Here is a 17707-nt window from a genome sequence, read left to right on the forward strand (position 1 = left end):
CACCCCGAGCGATGCCAACGCCTCCCCCACCGTCTCCCGGATCGCCGTCGCCTCATCGAATGCGACGTAACACGTACCCCGCGGCGCGAACAGATCGAATCGTCCGCCACCCGAAGAGGAGAACCACCACGGCCCATTCGAGACCCGGTGACCACGCTTGACCTGCCGCCTCCCAGTCAACCGCCAACCAGGAAACCCGGTGAGCGTGCGTGCTCCGGGCGCCCGAAGAGCAACGTCCTCACGGGTCACACCGCCCACCGCTGCACGTCCGCGCGGGCCGCCGCCAGGACCGGGTCGACCCGGCCGCCCTCGGCCAACCAGCCCGCCGCGGTCTTACCGCCGAACGCATCCTGCGGTGCCCGCAGCCACAGCGCACACGTCCACGGGTCCGCCCCCGCACGCAGGACACGCCACACCTGCACCAGCGTCGGATCCACGGTGCCGCTGCTGGTGAACTGCCACACCGGATAGACCCACTGCCCCTCTTCGAGTTGGCAGGCGATCACCGCGTTGGTAGCGACCCTCTTGCTCACCGCCTGCCGACTGACATTCCACCAGCGAGTCAGCCCGGCCGTATCGTAAAACGGGCCCACGACCTGGTCATAGACATGATGGGTGGGAAGCGCAGCCGACATCGCATCAGCGATCGCCTGCACGTCCGCGAACGCGTCGGTGGGCACACCGGCCGCAGCGGCCGCAGCGAACGTGCGGTGCACACGCTGCGACAGCTCCTCCATCAATCGCTTCTCCTGCTCCACCAGCGACGTCATCACACCCGCCCTTTCGCGTCAACCTTGTCAACCATAATGCTGCCTTATGTCGTCAACCACGTCAACCAGAGAGTCGGCCCGATCGCACCTCCCCGATCTACGGTCAAGTGCGGACGTCGATCTCATCGCCGCCGATCGTCGACCTCGACAGAGCGTTCCCCTCGACCTCGTCGAGGAGCCGGTCCCGGCCGGTCCCTCCGTGTGACCGAGGTTTCCTTGCGGATGCCGCATCCGGCGGGGCGCTCCGGGCACCACACTCTGCGGGGCTCGTTCCGGCGTCGCGATTGCAGCGGTGGCGTCGACGATCAGAGACGGCAAACGCGCCGATTTCCCCTGACGACGCGTGCTGGAGGGTCGATGGTTCACCTTGCCGGTTAGAAGCAACCGCCACCGCGCACTCGCGGCTTGAAACATCACGAGTCGAACGTGACTCATACACCACAAACTTGATCCCAAACCCGGCTACGCCGCCTCGATCAGTCCTCTAGCGAGACGAATCTGCACCCCCGATACCGAGTTGATCGACAACATGAAGGCACTCGATTCTGCCGTGAAGGCCGTCGCACCGGATCTGTCCGAGTTGCCCGGCATCGGATTCGTCATTTGCGACCTCCGCGCTAATCGCATGGCCTCATCCCGACCGTGCCCGTTCGAGCCGCGGTCGCAGCCGCCACCGGGACCGGCGTTGTCACGCAGGTCGATAGGTTCGTGGGCCGGCACGGGATCCGCGGCAGCGCCCGTACCAGACCCACCCCCATCGCAGGATCGCTCACCTCTGCCCTTCCCGACCCCCGGCGAGCTTGACCGAGTTTGATCAGCCGTCGACGTGGAACACCGCACGTCGACCGCGGTCGGCGGAACGGCGCAACGCGGCCTGGATGACGGCGGTGCCACCGATTCCGCCGGCGAGGACAAGGAGCAGTAGAGCGACATTGAGATTCACGGGACAAGTCCTCCTCGGGATGGGCCAGGTGTGGCGGCCGGTGCGGATCGTGATGCGGTAGAGCTCAGTTCGCGCCCAGTCGGCAGCGAGGGCAAAGGGGTGTCGGCGTTGTCGTCAGCGAACATCACGGCGAGTCGGGCCTTGATCTCCGCGGTGCTGATCGACCCGGCACCGGTGAGGGTCGACGATCTCCTGCGGTCGGATGTCACACTCATGATGGACGATTCCTGCCTTCGTCTAGAAATCAATTGGTTGGCTCCGAGTGCACTCGGCCAGATCACGGACGGGCATGCAGTCACCCCACGAGAAGACCGCGAAGTCATCGCCGACCGCTACACCCTCACCAGCAAATAACGTGCCCATCGACGAGCCATGCGAACGGCGACGGGCCGGCGAAGCTGTGAGTCACTCTGCCCGCCATCGACCAATCCGTCCAGCACCCACGCTACGACCTCCGGAGCACCTTGTCATCCAGTAGGAAATCATCGAATTCTCCTATTGTTCAGTATTTTTCGCTGATGGTCCCCTGCCGGCCGTCGCCGATGCGGACGGAGCTTCGCGCCGCAGAGTGCGMGTACGCGGACACCTACCTCGGGGGACGCCACCGGACTGGGTGACCTCGTCGGTGTCGGCGCAGTGTGCCCGACGACGGTGCAGACCCCAACGGTTCCGAATTCAACCCCAGGCTCACGAACTCATCGTCGAGTGACCGGTCGAGCCATTCTCTCGTTCACTTCACTGCCGCGTCGTCGCAGATGTCTCTGCGAGCGGGGCCGGTAGACGCTGACGCAACTTCGCTTCGTGAGCGTCGATCTTGGACCTCAACGATTTGCCTGCCTTGGCCACCCGGCGTCCGGCGACAGTCAGCATCGGTCGTGGAATCCCGATACCCATTACCGGGACGCCTGTCACAAAGTTCTCCTTGAAGAGAAACATCGAGGCGTTTACCACTTCGTCATGGGTGAGCGCCGAGGCCACCCACCCGACCTCCGCTCCGATGGCATCCGCGTCCAGAATCGGGCTGCGATAACCCTCCGTTGTCTTCGCAAGAAGCCAACGCAGAACAGCGTCGCGAACCGCCCACTGACGATCGGTAGCTGCACTCACATTTCAGTCCTCCAAATAGATTCCACTAACGCTGCCCTGCACCATAGCCATCGGTGAGAAATAAGCAAGCTCCGTGAAATTTCCTGCGCGCCTTGCACCTCGGAAGCTCCCGACTGGTGTTTCACGACGACCGGACCGGACAAAAAAGGGGGCGTAGCGCATCTCGGATCGGGGAACCGCCCGCCGAGGCGCCACCCGACCCCTCGTCACGACCCGGCATCACCGCGCCGCCTCGCATTTCGGCCGCTGAACTGGACTTATTTCTTTTGTTGGGTATGGTCGAGGTCAGTTCGCGGTTGCCGATTCGGAAAGGACCGACAATGGCCGACAAGTCCGCCGTCAAGAGTTCGAAACAGTCCGCACGTGCCCTCAAGGAGCGCCGGGCGGAGAAGCGAGAGAAGGCCCTCGAGTCCACTCAACTCATCCGAAAGCGGAAGAGCTGATGCGACACTGGCGTCAACACCGCATCCCGCCATCTTCTTCGCTGCCTGAGGATTGATGATGTTGCCGCGGGAACACGGCCAACACCCCTGACCCGCGCCCACATCAGAAGTAACGGCTTCGGAAAGGAACGGCCCGGAACGTGGAAATATTGCCGACTGCACTCACTTCCATTTTTTACAGCAGCGAAAAGTCTCACAAGACCTGACGAGTTCAATGGAAGCACGCCGCAGGTTTTCGGTTTTCCCTGCGTGTGACCACCTGATCGGGGGGCCAACTTCCGGCCTCTGGCACGTCGTCCCGGCCTCTCCGTGGCCGGGACGACGTGTTTTCCGAAGTAGTTCAGGGTGAGCAAGACAAGGCTACTCACACAACGACATCCGGAGTTCCAGACCCGTCGAGAATTGATGGAACAGAAATGAATCGTCCTGGAATCGCCACCCCCTCGGCCGGACCCGACTTCACTGTCGCCGAGGAGACGACGGGCCCCACGCACAGTTGCCGGCGTTCCGACACATCGTCGATCGCAGCAGTCCCCCGATAGCGTTCGGCCTCGCACCCGATGGACAGCGCGCACCTGACAGCCCGCAACGCCCGTACGTCGGCCCCCGGCCACCTGCCTGTCGCTGTGGGAAGTACCCGGCAACGGACTGGTAGTGGCCTGCGAGGAACTCACCCCCGACCGCGCCGGCAGCCTGATCGACCGAACAATGACCCGCTCCGCGACGGCGGCAGCCGAGAATTCTGGGCCGCCAAAGCCGGCGCCCGGTCGATGCTCGTGGACCGATGATATGGGCACGCCGAACCGAACCCCGCCAGTCTCATTCGTTCGATTGCCGACACCACAAGATGTCGCCGCGATGAACTGCTGCGCCGAGCGAACCGCTGACGGCTGGGTGATCAACGGCCAGAAGACGTGGTGGGGCCTGCCCCGCCCCTTGCCATCGCCCCGCCGATAAGTTTATGGTCAGTCCATTCGCATGAAAGGAGACCAGGGTGTCGATCAGAGTGGGATTGTCGGTCACGGACGCACTCCTCGTCCCGAAACCCGCGGATCGGCGACTGCTCCTCGATTCCGCGGCGGAGGCGGGTCTCGACCACATCACCGTCGGCGACCACATCAGCTTCCACGGCGGAACCGGGTTCGACGGCATGGTCTCGGCCACGTCCGTCCTGTCCAGCCACGACACGTTGTCGGTGATCATCGGCGTCTACCTGCTCGGACTGCGGCACCCGATGCTCGCCGCGCGCCAGATCGCGACGCTGTCGCAGATCGCACCCGGACGGCTGGTCCTCGGTGCCGGCGTCGGCGGTGAGGACCGCTCCGAGATCTCGAACAGTGGGGTCGACCCCAGCACCCGCGGCCGTCGCCTGGACGAGACGCTCGAGGTTTTGCGCGCCGTGCTCACCGGCGAGGAGGTGACCCATCATGGCGAGTTCTTCACCCTCGACCGGGCACGCATCCTGCCTGCGCCGCAGCCGGCGGTGCCGATTCTGGTCGGTGGCCGCGGCGAATCCGCCATCCGCCGCACCGCCCGCTACGGCGACGGCTGGCTCGGAATCTTCTGCACACCTCGACGGTTCGCCGAGACTCGGTCCGCGATCCTCGAGGCCGCCGCGCAGGAGAATCGGGCACCCGACTCGTTCGGCGTCAACGTCTGGTGCGGGCTCGACAAGGATGCCGCGGTCGCGGACCGGCTCGTCGGCGAGAAGATGCAGGCGTTGTATCAGTTGCCGCGCGACAAGTTCCGTCATCTGGCCCCCGCCGGAACACCCGAGCAGGTCGCCGAGTGGCTGAACTCGTTCGTCGAAGCAGGTGCAGACAACATCACCCTGGTGCCGGCGACGACGTCGATGGAGTCGGCCATCGAGCACGCGGCGTCAGTCCGCACACTTCTGCTCACCCATCACCGCTGACCGTGTGATGTCCACCTCCGACGAAGGCGCCGGTCGTAAGCACCTTCCACTCAGCGCGTTGGACGAGCTTCTCGACGACGCCGCGGTGGCCGTCGACTGCCTGTCCGCGATCGTCCGGGTCTGTTCGGAGGCCACCGGCAAAGCCGTCACCCTCTTCGACCGCCAGGGACACATCGTCGCGTCCTCCCGGCCCGATGCCGGCAGGCAGACGACGTTCCCACCACTGCGCGAGATCGTGCGCGAGCACACGATCACCCCGACCAGCGCGGAACCCGTGCTGTTGCCCGCCGAACTCGGCACCGGGTTGTCGCGGCGCAAGATCCTCAGCGCGATCGTCGAACGCGGCGAACACCTCGGATGGCTCGTCGTCGACGAACAACCCACGCCGTTCCATCCCACGGACGAGTACGTGACCCTCCGCTGTGCCCGCCGCATCGGCGCGCAGGTCCTCACGCAGCGTCGCATCACCCGGGTCGCCTGGAATGCGCGGTCCGCACTCGCCCGCCAACTCGTTCGCGGCTCCGGCGCCTGGGCCGATCTCGCGGCCGGTGCCGAATACCTCGGCGTGAACGTCCACGCCCGCCGGTCCCTGGTGTATGTCCGCGAATCCGACGGAACACCCGAGGATCTCGACCGCTCCCTCGCCGAGCACACCGAGCGTGCTCTCGGCATGGAGGTGTTGTCGACTCGGGGTTCGGAGGGAATCCTCCTGCTCATCGAGGCACCGGAGCACGTCGCGTCCCCGACCGTCGTCCGGCGCATCACCGCGACCCTCGAGGCGGCGGCCGCCGAACTGAGCCCGACGGGAGGTCTGATCGCCGGGGTGTCGTCCGTGTACGAACCCGATTCGTTCACCCGCGCCTACCGCGAGGCACGGGAGGTGGTGCGCTGCATCGACCGTTTCACTCACGGAACGGGGCATCGCGTTCTCGCCGTCGACGATCTGGGACCGGCCCGCCTCTTCCTCGCGAACGGCGAGATCTCCGCCATCCGGCACTACATCGACGACATGCTCGGCCCCCTCCTCGATGACGACGCGACGTCGACCGAACTGATTCGCACCCTGGCAGTCTGGTTCGAGCAGAATCGCGGCATGCGCCGCACCGCCACGCGTCTGGGTGTGCACGAGAACACGGTGCGCCTCCGGTTGTCGCGAGTGCACGCCCTCACCGGCCTCGACGTCACCGGTGACGCGTCTCATCAACTGAGCATCCATACCGCGCTTCTCGTCCTCCGACTTCGCGACCATCCGGCCTTCCACGTCGAAAACCGCTGCGCCGAAGCGGAATGCGACGACACTGGACGCATCGATGCACTGCCCGACGAACGGAGATCCGCATGACCGACCCGCACCGCCGCAAGGCACTGGTAACCGGTGCCGCACGCGAGGGCGGTATCGGTAAGGCCATCGTCGCCCGACTCGAAGCCGACGGGATGGAGGTGGTCACGCTCGACCGTGCACCCGGGTGCACGTACCAGGCCGACATGTCCGCCGACGAACTGCCGCCCCTCGACGACATCGACGTCTACGTGGCCAATGCGGGTCTGACGACGATGTTCGGCGCCGCACACAGTCTGTCGATCGACAAGTGGCGAAAAGACCTCGAGGTCAACCTCACCGGGACCTTCCGAGTGCTGCAGCAGTGCCTGCCGGGGATGCGCGAACGGGAATACGGCCGCGTGGTCGTCATCTCCAGTACCGCAGGCACGCAGGGCATGCCGGCCCAGGTGTCGTACAGCACCACGAAGGCCGGCCTGCTCGGTCTGGTGAAGACCGTTGCGGCCGAGAACGTCGCCCTCGGCATCACCGCCAACGCCGTCCTGCCCGGGATGACGGCCAGTTCCGGCATCCTGTCGATGCCTCAGGACATCCAGGACGCGTGGCTCGCGTCGATGCCCAACGGATTCGTCGACCCGGCCGACATCGCGGATGCCGTCGCGTTCTTCGCCTCCCCGACCGCTCGCAGCGTCACCGGCCAGTTCCTCACCGTCGACGCCGGCGACGGCCTCAACACCCGCACGGTGACCTCCTCGGTGGCGCAGCACCGATAGCGTTCGCGCGTGCTCAGTTCACCAGCACGCCGCCGTCGACGGGAAGACTCACCCCGGTGAGATACGCGGACGCGTCGCTCGCCAGGAACACCACCACCGCGGCGATGTCCTCGGGATCGCCGATGCGTCCGAGGGGTATCCGCGCGTCGATGATCTTGCGCTTGTAGTTCTCGCTGTAGTGCGCCGTCGCCTCGGACGGAAAGACACCCGGCAGAATGGCATTCACCCGGACTCCGCTCGGACCGAGTTGCGCGGCGAGGTCGCGGGTCAGTCCGAGAACGGCCGCCTTGCTCGCGCTGTACGCGGCGGCGGGCATCTTCGCCGTCGTGAGAGCCATGACGCTGGAGACGTTCACGATCGAACTGCCGCGGCCCATCACCCGCGCGCACGCCTGAATCATCCAGTAGGAGCCGTGCACGTTCACGTCGACGACGGACCGGAAGTGGTCGGGCGGATCCTCCGTTACGGGGTGGTATTCACCGCCGGTGCCCGCGTTGTTGACGAGGACGTCCACCCGCCCGAATGCCTCGACGGCGGCTTCGACGAGGCGGTCGCACTGGTCCACCTGCGTCACGTCGGTCTCCACCGCCACCACGCGGGGGTTGTACTTCCGCACCTGCTCCGCGGTGTCGGCCAGTTTGTCGCCACGCCGCGCCCCGAGGACGACGTCGGCACCCGCGCGTGCCAGGGCGAGCGCGTAGGCCACGCCGAGACCGGACGACGCCCCGGTCACCACCACGACCTTGCCGTGCAACGAGAACCGCTCCAGCCCAGCATCGTTCCGGGACCGATATCCGCTGATCGATGTCATAGGCAAGCTCTACCACGCACCGGAGATCATCCGAAGCAACCACCGAGGGACCACTGTGGATTTCTTCAGTGACAGCGACGCGCGTGTTTGCGGTGCCGGCCGACCGGCCCGATCGTGGAGACGTGACGGAATTCGATGTGAACACGCTGACCACACGGGCGACGGCGGCCGCGGATCGCCGATGGCCGGGAGCCGCGATATCGGCGCCCTCGGCACTGCCGGGTGGGGTGTCGAGCCTGACCTACCGGGCCGTGCTCAGCCGCCCCGGCCTGCCCGACGCGGGCATCGTCCTCAAGATGGCACCCCCCGGACTGGAACCGGTCCGCAACCGCGACGTCCTCCGGCAGGCGCGGATCATCCGTCTCCTCGGCGCGGCGCCCGGCGTCCGGGTGCCATCGATCCTCTTCGAGGAGAACGGAACACCCGAACGGCCACCGTTCTTCGGCATGACCCTCGTCGACGGACAGTCCTACGAACCGCTCCTCGACGAAGCCGGCTCCCCGCCGTCCGCCGACACGGTTGCCGTCCGCGCTCTCCGAGCCGCCGGGATGCTCGCACGGATGCAGAACCTCGATCCCGTCGCGCTGGGAGTCGGGGACGAACCGGTCGTCACCGTCGCGGAGGAACTCGCCCGTTGGCAGCGCCTGCTCGACACCGTCGACGACGACATCGCGCCTCGGCACGCCGAACTGCACGCCGCGCTGACGGACCGCATCCCCGCACCGGTCGCTCCCACCCTGCTGCACGGCGACTACCGACTCGCGAACATGCTGTTCGCCGGCGACGACCTCGCCGCGATCATCGACTGGGAGATCTGGTCCGTCGGCGACCCCCGCACCGATCTGGCGTGGTTGCTGATGCACACCGACCCGGCGCACCGGTTCCGGCGGTCCCGTCCAGCGGCCGACGTCGCGGCGGGAACAGGGATGCCGTCGCGCGGCGAACTCCTCGCCGCCTACCGCGCCGAGCGTGACGGGCCGATTCCCGACCTGGACTGGTTCCTGGCCTACTGCTACTACAAGACGGCGTCGACGATGTCGGTCTTCGTCAAGCGCAACCGGAGGCGCCCCGACCCGGACCCCGCCCTGGTCGTCGCCGCGGAGAGCCTCGCCGAGGTCGTCGAACGAGGGCTGGCCGTCCTCGGCACGCCGGCGGTTCCCTGAGCCCGTGCCGTCAGGCCGACGGCACCACTTCCGTAACACCGCGAGGTACCACCTCGACGACGACCTTGCCGAGCGCGGCCCGGTCGTCCAGCGCGCGCAGTGCGGCCGCCGACTGTTCGAGCGGGAACGTGGCCCCGACATACGGCCGTATTCGTCCCTCGGCGGCCAGCGTCTCGACGGCGTCCCGAACCATCCGCAGCGTGCCGGGATACTCGGTTTCCATGTTGTCCATGGTGATTCCCGTGACGGTGAGATTGCGGTGGAGCAGACGGTTGACCTTGACGGTGGGAATCGAGCCGCCGGTGAATCCGACGACGACGAGTCGCCCGCCCTGGCGCAGTGCGCGGAGGGAGTCGGTGAACCGGTCGCCGCCCACCGGGTCGATCACCACGTGCACGCCGCGACCGTCGGTGAGGTCGCGCACCTCGTCGAGCCACGGCCCGTCCGACCGCACCACCGCGTGCGCGCCGTGGTGGCGCGCGACCTCCTCCTTCCGGTCGCTGGACACGACCGCGATCGCCTTCACCCCGAACGTGTCCGCGAGGTCGAGCGCCGCGGTGCCCACCCCACCCGCCGCGCCGTGGACGAGCACGTACTCGCCCGGCCGAGCCTGCGCCCGGTGCAGCGCGTACCAGGACGTCGAGTAGTTCATGTAGAGCGCCGCGCCTTCGACGAACGACATCGACGGCGGGATCTTCACCGTGTACTCGGGCAGTGCCAGGGCCCGCTCGGCGAGCGCGCCGTGCCACACGATTCCGCCGACCCGGTCGCCCGGCCGGAGGTCGGTGCCGCCCGGCGCCTCGACCACGACACCCGCGAACTCGCTGCCACACACGTACGGTGTGGGCACGCCGTTCTGGTATTTCCCCCAGGTCTGCAGGGGGTCGATGAACGAGAGGCCGGCGGCGTGCACGTCGACGAGTAGTCGCTGTCCGTCCGCCCGGGGGTGGGCGCCGTGCGGTTCGGGTACCTCTGCCAACGTCGCGGCCTCCGGGCCGGTCAGTTCCTCGACGACGACTGCGCGCATGGACGTCACTCTCCTCGTATTCAGTGGAAGTAGGCCACGACCGCGTCCGCGACGCAGGCGGGTTTGTCGTGACCCTCGATCTGGAAGGTCTGCCGGATCGTGAACCGATATCCGCCGTCGATCGGTCGCGCATCCTGCAGTCGCGCCGTCATGCGGATCCGCGAACCGACCGGGACGGGGTTCAGGAACCGCACCGTGTCGAACCCGTAGTTGAGTCCCAGCGAATGCCCGTTCATCTCGAAGACCTCGTAGAGAAACTTCGGCCCGAGCGAGAGTGTGTACATTCCGTGGGCGATCGTGCCGCCGAATCCGGCCTCCCGGCCCCGCTCGGGGTCGACGTGGATCCGCTCGAAGTCCTCGGTGTCGTGCGCGAACGCCGTGATGCGGTCCTGGGTCACGTCGTACCAGTCCGTCGTGCCGAGGTCGGTGCCGACCCGCGCAACCAACTCGTCGATCCCGTTCAGCTTCAGCATGGCCGCATGCAACCACGGCGACCGCGCGCACCACAGGAACCGTCGATTCGGCACTGGGGAAATCAACAGTGCGGCGCGGCGCCCTCGTGGCTGTGGGTGCCGCCGCTCCCTACCGTCCGATGCATCAGGAAACCGAAGCGGAGGACGCCCTATGGACTGGACCATTCCCGACGATGTGCAGCAGTTCGTCACCGACCTCGACGCGTTCATCGATCGCGAGATCACCCCGCTCGAGGCCAAGCACCCGCAGTTCTTCGACCACCGCCGCGAGTACGCCCGCACGGACTGGGAACGGGACGGGTTCCCCAAGCAGGAGTGGCGCGAGTTGCTGCTCGAGGCGCGGCGCCGATCCGACGCCGCCGGGTTCTTCCGGTTCCCGTTGCCCCGGGCGCTCGGCGGCAACGACGGGAGCAACCTCGCGATGGCCGTCGTGCGCGAGCACCTCCTCACCCGGGGCTCCGGTCTGCACTTCCCGCACGCCGACGAGGCATCGGTGGTCGCGAACCTCCCCCTTGCGCTCGTACTGCACGAATACGGTACCGACGAACAGCGGGAGCAGTACCTCGAACCACTGATCCGCGGCGACATCGAGATCGCGTTCGGTCTCACCGAGCCCGGGCACGGCAGCGACGCGACGTACCTGGAAACGACGGCCCGGCGTGACGGCGACGACTGGATCATCAACGGGGCGAAGCGCTTCAACAGCCTTGTCGACTGCTCCGAGGTCGACCTCGTGTTCGCGCGCACGTCCGGGCAGGCCGGCAAGGCCGACGGGATCACCGCATTCCTGGTACCGACGGACGCGCCCGGGTTCTCCGTTCCGTTCAACCACTGGACGTTCAACATGCCCAGCGACCATTCGGAAGTCCATCTCGACGACGTGCGGGTCCCGGCGAGCGCAGTGGTCGGGGAGGTCGGCCGCGGCCTCGACTGCGCGCAGCTGTTCGTCCACGAGAACCGGATCCGGCAGGCGGCGTCGTCGCTCGGTGCGGCGCAGTACTGCATCGACCAGAGCGTGAAGTACGCGCAGGAGCGGGTCGTCTTCGGGAAGCCGCTGCACGAGCACCAGGGAATCCAGTGGCAACTGGTGGAACTCCAGACCGATGCGGAACTGATCCGCAACACGATCTACAAGACCGCGGCAATGATGGACGAGCTCGGGAAGACGGCCGTCACCGACAAGGTGGCGATGGTGAACCTGCGCAGCAACCAGCTCGCCTGCCGCGCCGCCGATCGCGCGATCCAGATCCACGGCGGCGTCGGATACTCCCGCCACAAGCAGTTCGAGCACATCTACCGCCACCACCGCCGCTACCGCATCACCGAGGGCACGGACGAGCTGCAGCTGCGCCGGATCGCGAGCAGGATCTTCGACTTCTCGTCCCATCGCTAGTCACCCTTTTGGACTGTCCTTTACTTTGGCCTGTCCATATGGTGTTATCTGTGACGGAGGCCACTCACCGTGGATCCCCTGCGCGGCATCGCCGCCCCCGACTACCGATATCAATCGACAGGAGCTTCCATGAGCGCAGTCGGCACGACTGGGTTGCAGGCGCCCACGCGGCATCTGAACCGCTGGTGGTATGTCGTTACCGGTTTCATGACACTGCTGTTCGGCACGACAGCGGTCAACGTTCTGTTCAACATCCTGGGCAAGCCCATGACCCAGGAGTTCGGCTGGGAACGCAGCGTCATCAGCAACGGCCTGTCCATCGAAACGGTGCTGGTGGGCATCAGCATCGTCATCCTGGGCTTCCTCATCGACCGGTACGGACCCAAGATCCCCTCGGTCCCGATGTCACTGGCGTTCGGAATCGGCCTGATGCTGATGTCCGCACTGCCGAACAATCAACTCGTCTTCTACCTGCTCTGTGTGGTGATCGGCGCCGGAGCGGGCGCCGTGAACCCGGTCGCGCACTCGACCGTGGTGAGTGCGTGGTTCCAGGACCGGCGCGGCATGGCGCTGGGCATTCTCATGGCCGGCCTCGGCTCCTGCGGTGTACTGATGCCGTATCTAGCCAACTGGATGCTCGGCATCGGCGGATGGCGCTTGGCGTTCCTGGTCATCGGCGCCCTGTGCACGGTCATCCCGGCCGCCGTCTACGCCTTCGTCACCCGGATGCCGGCCGAACACGAGGCCGAGCGCATGGCCGCGCGCCTACAAGGCCGGATGGCCGGGGAGTCCCTCCTCACCGTGGCCCGGAAGTACCGGCAGTTCTGGCTGCTCTCCATCGCCATCTTCCTGGTGTCGTCGGCAACCTTCGGGTTGATGTCGCAGATCGTGCCCATGACCACCGACAAGGGCATCAGCCAGGGCACCGCCGTCTCGATCCTGTCCGTCCTCAGCCTGGCGTCGGTTTCCGCCCGCCTGCTGGTCGGCTACCTGTTGGACCGGTTCTACGCCCCCGCCATCGGCTCGATCATCTTCGCGTTGTGCGCGGTCGGCGTCTTCCTGATGATCACGTCGTCGCAGACCGGCCTGCTGTTCGTCGGCGCCGTCCTGATCGGTCTCGGCCTGGGATCCGAGGGTGATCTCGCCGCCTACATGGTGAGCCGATACTTCCCCAAGCACTCCTACGGCCGGGTGCTGGGATTCATCTACTTCCTCTACGCGCAGGGGTCGGCGTTCGGCATCTTCCTGCTCGGACAGGTCTACAGCGCCACCGGTTCCTACCGTGCCGGAGCGCTGCCGATCATCGTGCTGGTCGGTGTCGGGATCGTCTGCCTGCTGCTGATGGGGTCCTACCGCTTTACCCTCGATCACAAGGAGGTCGACGCTGTCGACGAGACATCGGCGCCGAAGTCGCCGGTCTCCAGTTGATACCCACCGTCGACCAGAAGGAGTACGCATGACCGACGGATTCCACGACGCCCTGGTAACCCGGGCCACTGCTGACATGCCGGAGAGGTTCTTCGACCGGTTCATGTTCAACCTTCATCCGGACGGCGCCGCCGCGCCGTCGGTGATCCTCGGCGCCGGGGTCTATCCACCGCGGAACGTCGTGGACGGTTTCGTCGTCCTCACCACGGAGACCGAGCAGCGCAACCTGCGCTTCTCCACCGAGCACGACGCGACCGACGCCGCCTCCGTCGGGCCGCTGAAGTGGGAGACGCTCGAGGACAACACGACCTGGCGAATCCAGCTGGGTGAGAACAAAACCGGACTCGAACTGGACCTGGTCTGGCGCGCCCGGGCACCGTATTGGCTCGGATCGGTGGATGTGGAGAACACCGACGGAAACGTCACGTCGTTCGACCATCTCTTCCAGCCCGGCCGCTACGAAGGCACTCTCACCCTCGACGGGTCCGCCACCGACGTCGGCGGGTGGTACGGCCTGCGGGACCGCTCCCGCGGGGTGCGGACCATGTCCGGCGGACAGGGCCTGCACATCTGGTACCAGGCGCAGTTCCCGGACCGCACGTTCGGGTTCCTGCTCGTCGAGGACCGTCGAGGTGGCCGAATTCTGCTGGAAGGCGCCGTCATGCACGACGACGGCCGACTCGACGACATCACCGACGTCCGGCACGACCTGGCATTCGCCGCGGGCAACGACCTCACCGGGGGGACGATCGAGGTCGTGACGGCCGGCGGCGCGACCTACCGCATCGGTGCGGACGCCTCCGCAGGCGGTGGCTACATGGCGGGCGGTGGCTACGGCGGACACCACGGCAAGGTCCGTGGCCGCGACTTCCAGGAGTTCGACGTCTATCCGCTCGACGGATCCGTGGGGCCGACGACCCTCGACTCGGCCCTGACCGACCGGTGCTGCACGTTCGAGTGGAACGGGCAGACCGGCTACGGAATCTTCGAGTTCGCCCTGTCGCGGTCGTCGTCCTACACGTACCGCTCCAGCATCGCGACCTAGCCCGAAGCTGACTCTGCCCCTGCATCTACCGATAGGTGCAGGGGCAGAGTGCTATTACCGGTGTGCTGTTACCGGAAAGCGTCCAGGCCCTCGCTCGCCATCCGCACCATGTGATCGGCGAGCCCGGCGGTGCGGGTCACCTTGGCGGGCCAGTACGCGATCGAGAAGATCATGCCCAGGCAGGACTGGGTGGCCACCGAAACCTCTGCCGGCGACGCGGCGGGGATCGACCGCGCCACCGCGGCCTCCCACCCCTGGACGTACTGCTTGCGCCGGCGGTTGATCGCCTTCCGCCACGGATCGACCAGCGACCGGTCTTCACGCTGGCTGACGTTCACGAGATGGCGGTGCCGGGCAGCATAGAGGGCGTGGTGTCGGATCATCCGCTGGAGATCGAGATCCGCGTCCTCGTGCACCGGTTCGGTGGCGCCGATCAACTCGTCCATCGCCTCATCGAACAGGGTGGCCAGAATCTCGTCCTTGCCTGAGAAATGACGATAGATGGCAGGACCGCTCAGACCGGCACGGGAGCCCAGCTCATCGACACTCGTTCCGTGAAAGCCTTTTTCGTAGAACAGCTCTGCGGCGGTGTCGAGGATCTTCCTGTTCCGGTCCACAGCTGCATTCTAGCACTCGGTGATAACGATCGTTATTATGGACCGATGACGTCACCAGCCGAAATCCCCTCATACCTCCAGGTGGTTGCACTGCCCCGCGAGTGCGGGCCCGTGCTCGTTCCGTCCGCCTACGAGGACGAGAACGGCCACATGAACATCCGCCACTATTTCGACCTCGAGGCGCAGGCGATCGCGGAAGTGTTCGATCGGATGGGCATTACCGACGACTACCGCGCCACCCGTGGCCAGGGCTTCTTCACCGCCGAGCACCACATCCGCTACTACGCGGAGGTCCACGTCGGCGACCGCGTGTCGGTGCACGCGCGGATCGTCGAACGCTCGGACAAGGTCGTCCACGCCATGGCGTTCCTCGTCGACGACACCACCGAACGCCTCGCGAGCACACTCGAGGTCACCGCGACCCACGTCGACCTCACCAGCCGCCGGGTCGTGCCCTTCGCCGGCGACGTCGCCGGTGCGGTTGACCGGGAACTCGCCCGCACCGACGTCGACTGGCCCGCCCCCGTCTGCGGTGCGATGGGCGTCCGCGCCAGGGCCGCGCGGTGACGGCGTCGGACTGACGGCTTCCACGAGCCATTGACGCTCACCTTCTCGGTTCCCGCACTCGCTACGGCGGCCGAGAAGGTGCGCGTGTCCGGATAAGTAGTGCCGGATGCCGTCACCGCGGCCCGACTCACGTGGCGTCGGACGACCTCAGGTCACGAATGCGAGACTCGATTCCCGCTGCTGTTCTGCGCATCTGGCCGACCAGTCCCGACTCCAGGCTGGCATGAAACCTGGTTGTCGGCATCGCCACGACCAGGGCGCCCAGAGCGACACCCTCGCCGTTGCGCAGACAGACCGCCACGGAGGACAAGCCGACCTCGACCGCATCCACCGCTGTTGCGTACCCCTTCTCGGACACAGCCCGCAATTCCCTCTGCAACAAAGCGAATTCCGCAGGCGACAGCCGGTCGGCCGAGAGTGCGTACTCCGACCGATACAGATCCGCGAGCGCACTGTCGTCGAGTTGCGCGAGCAGCACCCGGCCGCCGGCCGACGTTCGTGCGGGCGGAACATGACCCTGTCGATTACCGACCCTGAGCAGTTTCTCCGACTCGACGGCTCCGATCACCCGGGACTCGACGCCGGTCCGAACGACGAGATTCACCGTCTCCCCCGTCAGCGAAGCCAATTCGTGCATCGAGTCGAGGCACGCATCGCGGAACACCCGGGTCCAGGACGACCCGGTGGGTCCGACCCCGATCGACGGCCCCGGGAGGTACCTCCGCGACTCGTCCTGCACGACGAAGCCGTGGTAGATCAGCATGGCCAGCAACCGGTGAGCGGTCGACTCCGCCACCCCGATCTCTTCGGCGGCGTCCTTCAACCGGAGGCTGCCGTGGTCGCGGACTGCGTTCAGCAGCAGAAGCGCGTTGTGCACGGACTCGATCATGTAAGTCGGCTTACTGATCGGCCTCGTCTTCATACCGGGATGATAGTCCGACCCGGCAGTATCCGAAAAGGATGTCCGGCAACGCGCTCCCCCGCTCACATCACGCCGGTCAGACGGAGACAAGTCCGCGAGTGTCGGCCTGGAACCGACCGAAGCTCCTGTTCAACTCGGACAGGTGCCGAGTACTCATGACGACCCCGTACCCGTCCCGGCCCTCGCACGTCCACCGCATCAGGGCGTTGTGCACCATAGCGGTCGGCGCCGCGATCCAGGGAGCCCCGACGTTGGGCGTGGCCTGGAGCCGGAACTTCTTCCCGCGCACATCGGTGACCGTCATGTCGATGCCGGTACACACCATTCCCAGGTGAGTGCTGGTCATCTCCAATTCGTCGGTGAGCCCGTAGACTTCACCGTCGTCCATCACGTATCCGTGCGAGAGTTGGAACGCGTCCGGGTTTGCCGCCTCGGGATTCCAAGGACAGATCATGTGGAAGGCGAGGTCCTCACCGAAGGTCGCGGAGACGATATGGTTCGGCTTCCCTGCCTTCATCGGGTCACGCGGCCCCCAACTCCGGTCCATCCGCTCGATGGAGTCCACGACGTACTCGCGGCCGCGAACGATCATCGTCCCGGTCGCATGCCCGGTGGCGTCCCCGTGCCCGACGGACTTGTGCGCTCCCGACTCGAGGTCGGCATGGATATCGGGAGCCGCGCCGGCCTGCGGGCTGTGCTGTGGATCATGAATGTCGAACGGGTCCATGAGATTCACCCAGTCGACGTGGATCTCGGTGCCGTCGTCGGCGACGTAGTCGATGCGGAACTTGCGCGGTGCGTCCACGGCATCGATCGACAGCCCGATCGGCGATTCGATCCGCGTGAAGGATGCCGGCGCAGGGAGATGCGGATTCTCGTTGTAGTGCAACAGTTCCGCGCGCGTGTCGGTGAGCGAACCGCAGACCATGATCTGGTTCCACATCACCCCGAGACTGGGGCGCACATTCGTGTAAATCAGGGTGTAGAGATTCGCCTCCGGTATGACGATCGGAAACAGGATCGTCTCGACC

20 protein-coding genes are annotated in these 17707 nt (G+C 66.3%); 10 read left to right on the forward strand and 10 right to left on the reverse strand.

Features of this window, described 5'->3' with window-relative positions; translation table 11 throughout:
* The 3 genes from AC1DWT_RS42210 to AC1DWT_RS42220 form a co-directional block, all read right to left on the reverse strand.
* The coding region (locus AC1DWT_RS42210; RefSeq protein ID WP_477925262.1) for an RES domain-containing protein at window positions 1-249 on the reverse strand (249 nt) is incomplete at its 3' end.
* Complete coding sequence (locus tag AC1DWT_RS42215; protein ID WP_095862169.1) at window positions 246-770, reverse strand: hypothetical protein; 525 nt, start codon at window positions 768-770, stop codon at window positions 246-248. The genes AC1DWT_RS42210 and AC1DWT_RS42215, both read right to left, overlap by 4 nt.
* Before the next feature lie 814 nt (window positions 771-1584).
* A complete protein-coding gene (locus tag AC1DWT_RS42220; RefSeq protein WP_257015552.1) occupies window positions 1585-1713 on the reverse strand; it encodes a hypothetical protein in 129 nt (42 codons plus the stop codon).
* Between the two features lie 108 nt (window positions 1714-1821).
* Between AC1DWT_RS42220 and AC1DWT_RS42225 the strand changes: the two genes are divergently transcribed.
* Complete coding sequence (locus tag AC1DWT_RS42225) at window positions 1822-2067, forward strand: hypothetical protein (RefSeq protein WP_143548905.1); 246 nt, start codon at window positions 1822-1824, stop codon at window positions 2065-2067.
* Between the two features lie 381 nt (window positions 2068-2448).
* Here the strand turns inward: AC1DWT_RS42225 and AC1DWT_RS42230 are convergent, their stop codons facing one another.
* A complete protein-coding gene (locus AC1DWT_RS42230; protein ID WP_477925265.1) occupies window positions 2449-2820 on the reverse strand; it encodes a serine recombinase in 372 nt (123 codons plus the stop codon).
* A 320-nt stretch (window positions 2821-3140) separates the two neighbouring features.
* Between AC1DWT_RS42230 and AC1DWT_RS42235 the strand changes: the two genes are divergently transcribed.
* From AC1DWT_RS42235 to AC1DWT_RS42250, 4 genes are all read left to right on the forward strand, one after another.
* On the forward strand, window positions 3141-3263 hold the full coding sequence (locus AC1DWT_RS42235) for a hypothetical protein (protein ID WP_009476095.1): 123 nt from the start codon (window positions 3141-3143) through the stop codon (window positions 3261-3263).
* Window positions 3264-4257: 994 nt separating this feature from the next.
* Window positions 4258-5178 (forward strand): LLM class flavin-dependent oxidoreductase, encoded by a 921-nt coding sequence (locus AC1DWT_RS42240; RefSeq protein ID WP_095862167.1) that lies wholly within the window; start codon window positions 4258-4260, stop codon window positions 5176-5178.
* A gap of 7 nt (window positions 5179-5185) precedes the next feature.
* Window positions 5186-6520 carry a PucR family transcriptional regulator gene (locus AC1DWT_RS42245; RefSeq protein WP_477925267.1) on the forward strand — a complete coding sequence of 445 codons (1335 nt, stop codon included), beginning with the start codon at window positions 5186-5188 and terminating at the stop codon, window positions 6518-6520.
* Entirely contained in the window at window positions 6517-7230 is a 714-nt protein-coding gene (locus tag AC1DWT_RS42250) for an SDR family NAD(P)-dependent oxidoreductase (RefSeq protein ID WP_072937124.1), read from the forward strand. The genes AC1DWT_RS42245 and AC1DWT_RS42250 overlap by 4 nt, the downstream gene beginning before the upstream one ends.
* 13 nt (window positions 7231-7243) lie before the next feature.
* On the opposite strand, the gene AC1DWT_RS42255 is transcribed toward AC1DWT_RS42250, so the two are convergent.
* Window positions 7244-8041, reverse strand: coding sequence for an SDR family NAD(P)-dependent oxidoreductase (locus AC1DWT_RS42255; RefSeq protein ID WP_477925270.1), 798 nt, complete (start codon window positions 8039-8041; stop codon window positions 7244-7246).
* Between the two features lie 122 nt (window positions 8042-8163).
* Here AC1DWT_RS42255 and AC1DWT_RS42260 point away from each other — a divergent pair, with 122 nt between their 5' ends.
* Window positions 8164-9204 carry a phosphotransferase family protein gene (locus AC1DWT_RS42260; protein ID WP_477925272.1) on the forward strand — a complete coding sequence of 347 codons (1041 nt, stop codon included), beginning with the start codon at window positions 8164-8166 and terminating at the stop codon, window positions 9202-9204.
* Between the two features lie 10 nt (window positions 9205-9214).
* Here AC1DWT_RS42260 and AC1DWT_RS42265 read toward each other — a convergent pair whose 3' ends face one another.
* Window positions 9215-10231 (reverse strand): NADPH:quinone oxidoreductase family protein, encoded by a 1017-nt coding sequence (locus AC1DWT_RS42265; protein WP_387491288.1) that lies wholly within the window; start codon window positions 10229-10231, stop codon window positions 9215-9217.
* Between the two features lie 20 nt (window positions 10232-10251).
* Window positions 10252-10704 (reverse strand): MaoC family dehydratase, encoded by a 453-nt coding sequence (locus AC1DWT_RS42270; RefSeq protein ID WP_072937272.1) that lies wholly within the window; start codon window positions 10702-10704, stop codon window positions 10252-10254.
* A gap of 151 nt (window positions 10705-10855) precedes the next feature.
* On the opposite strand from AC1DWT_RS42270, the gene AC1DWT_RS42275 reads away from it, so the two are divergent.
* The 3 genes from AC1DWT_RS42275 (at window position 10856) to AC1DWT_RS42285 (ending at window position 14570) form a co-directional block, all read left to right on the forward strand.
* Complete coding sequence (locus tag AC1DWT_RS42275) at window positions 10856-12097, forward strand: acyl-CoA dehydrogenase family protein (RefSeq protein ID WP_072937121.1); 1242 nt, start codon at window positions 10856-10858, stop codon at window positions 12095-12097.
* A gap of 129 nt (window positions 12098-12226) precedes the next feature.
* Window positions 12227-13525, forward strand: a complete 1299-nt coding sequence (locus AC1DWT_RS42280) for an MFS transporter (RefSeq protein ID WP_072937120.1) — start codon at window positions 12227-12229, stop codon at window positions 13523-13525.
* A gap of 28 nt (window positions 13526-13553) precedes the next feature.
* A complete protein-coding gene (locus tag AC1DWT_RS42285; protein WP_072937119.1) occupies window positions 13554-14570 on the forward strand; it encodes an Rv3169 family protein in 1017 nt (338 codons plus the stop codon).
* Window positions 14571-14638: 68 nt separating this feature from the next.
* On the opposite strand, the gene AC1DWT_RS42290 is transcribed toward AC1DWT_RS42285, so the two are convergent.
* Window positions 14639-15187 (reverse strand): TetR/AcrR family transcriptional regulator, encoded by a 549-nt coding sequence (locus AC1DWT_RS42290; protein WP_072937118.1) that lies wholly within the window; start codon window positions 15185-15187, stop codon window positions 14639-14641.
* A 45-nt stretch (window positions 15188-15232) separates the two neighbouring features.
* Between AC1DWT_RS42290 and AC1DWT_RS42295 the strand changes: the two genes are divergently transcribed.
* Window positions 15233-15754, forward strand: coding sequence for a thioesterase family protein (locus tag AC1DWT_RS42295; RefSeq protein ID WP_206013574.1), 522 nt, complete (start codon window positions 15233-15235; stop codon window positions 15752-15754).
* A 127-nt stretch (window positions 15755-15881) separates the two neighbouring features.
* Here AC1DWT_RS42295 and AC1DWT_RS42300 read toward each other — a convergent pair whose 3' ends face one another.
* Together AC1DWT_RS42300 and AC1DWT_RS42305 are read right to left on the reverse strand one after the other, a co-directional pair.
* Window positions 15882-16676 (reverse strand): IclR family transcriptional regulator, encoded by a 795-nt coding sequence (locus tag AC1DWT_RS42300; protein ID WP_206013575.1) that lies wholly within the window; start codon window positions 16674-16676, stop codon window positions 15882-15884.
* Window positions 16677-16752: 76 nt separating this feature from the next.
* Window positions 16753-17707 (reverse strand): DUF7064 domain-containing protein (locus AC1DWT_RS42305; protein ID WP_477925277.1); only part of this gene is annotated, 955 nt, incomplete at its 5' end.

The organism is Rhodococcus sp. P4_B6, from assembly GCF_056402215.1.

Bases quoted from the DNA above. Each gene is read 5' to 3' on its own strand.
- AC1DWT_RS42245 (WP_477925267.1), top strand. From the start codon at position 5,186: ATGTCCACCTCCGACGAAGGCGCCGGTCGTAAGCACCTTCCACTCAGC.
- AC1DWT_RS42275 (WP_072937121.1), top strand. From the start codon at position 10,856: ATGGACTGGACCATTCCCGACGATGTGCAGCAGTTCGTCACCGACCTC.
- AC1DWT_RS42280 (WP_072937120.1), top strand. From the start codon at position 12,227: ATGAGCGCAGTCGGCACGACTGGGTTGCAGGCGCCCACGCGGCATCTG.
- AC1DWT_RS42270 (WP_072937272.1), bottom strand. From the start codon at position 10,704: ATGCTGAAGCTGAACGGGATCGACGAGTTGGTTGCGCGGGTCGGCACC.
- AC1DWT_RS42215 (WP_095862169.1), bottom strand. From the start codon at position 770: ATGACGTCGCTGGTGGAGCAGGAGAAGCGATTGATGGAGGAGCTGTCG.
- AC1DWT_RS42300 (WP_206013575.1), bottom strand. From the start codon at position 16,676: ATGAAGACGAGGCCGATCAGTAAGCCGACTTACATGATCGAGTCCGTG.
- AC1DWT_RS42235 (WP_009476095.1), top strand. From the start codon at position 3,141: ATGGCCGACAAGTCCGCCGTCAAGAGTTCGAAACAGTCCGCACGTGCC.
- AC1DWT_RS42265 (WP_387491288.1), bottom strand. From the start codon at position 10,231: ATGCGCGCAGTCGTCGTCGAGGAACTGACCGGCCCGGAGGCCGCGACG.
- AC1DWT_RS42255 (WP_477925270.1), bottom strand. From the start codon at position 8,041: ATGACATCGATCAGCGGATATCGGTCCCGGAACGATGCTGGGCTGGAG.
- AC1DWT_RS42285 (WP_072937119.1), top strand. From the start codon at position 13,554: ATGACCGACGGATTCCACGACGCCCTGGTAACCCGGGCCACTGCTGAC.
- AC1DWT_RS42295 (WP_206013574.1), top strand. From the start codon at position 15,233: ATGACGTCACCAGCCGAAATCCCCTCATACCTCCAGGTGGTTGCACTG.
- AC1DWT_RS42250 (WP_072937124.1), top strand. From the start codon at position 6,517: ATGACCGACCCGCACCGCCGCAAGGCACTGGTAACCGGTGCCGCACGC.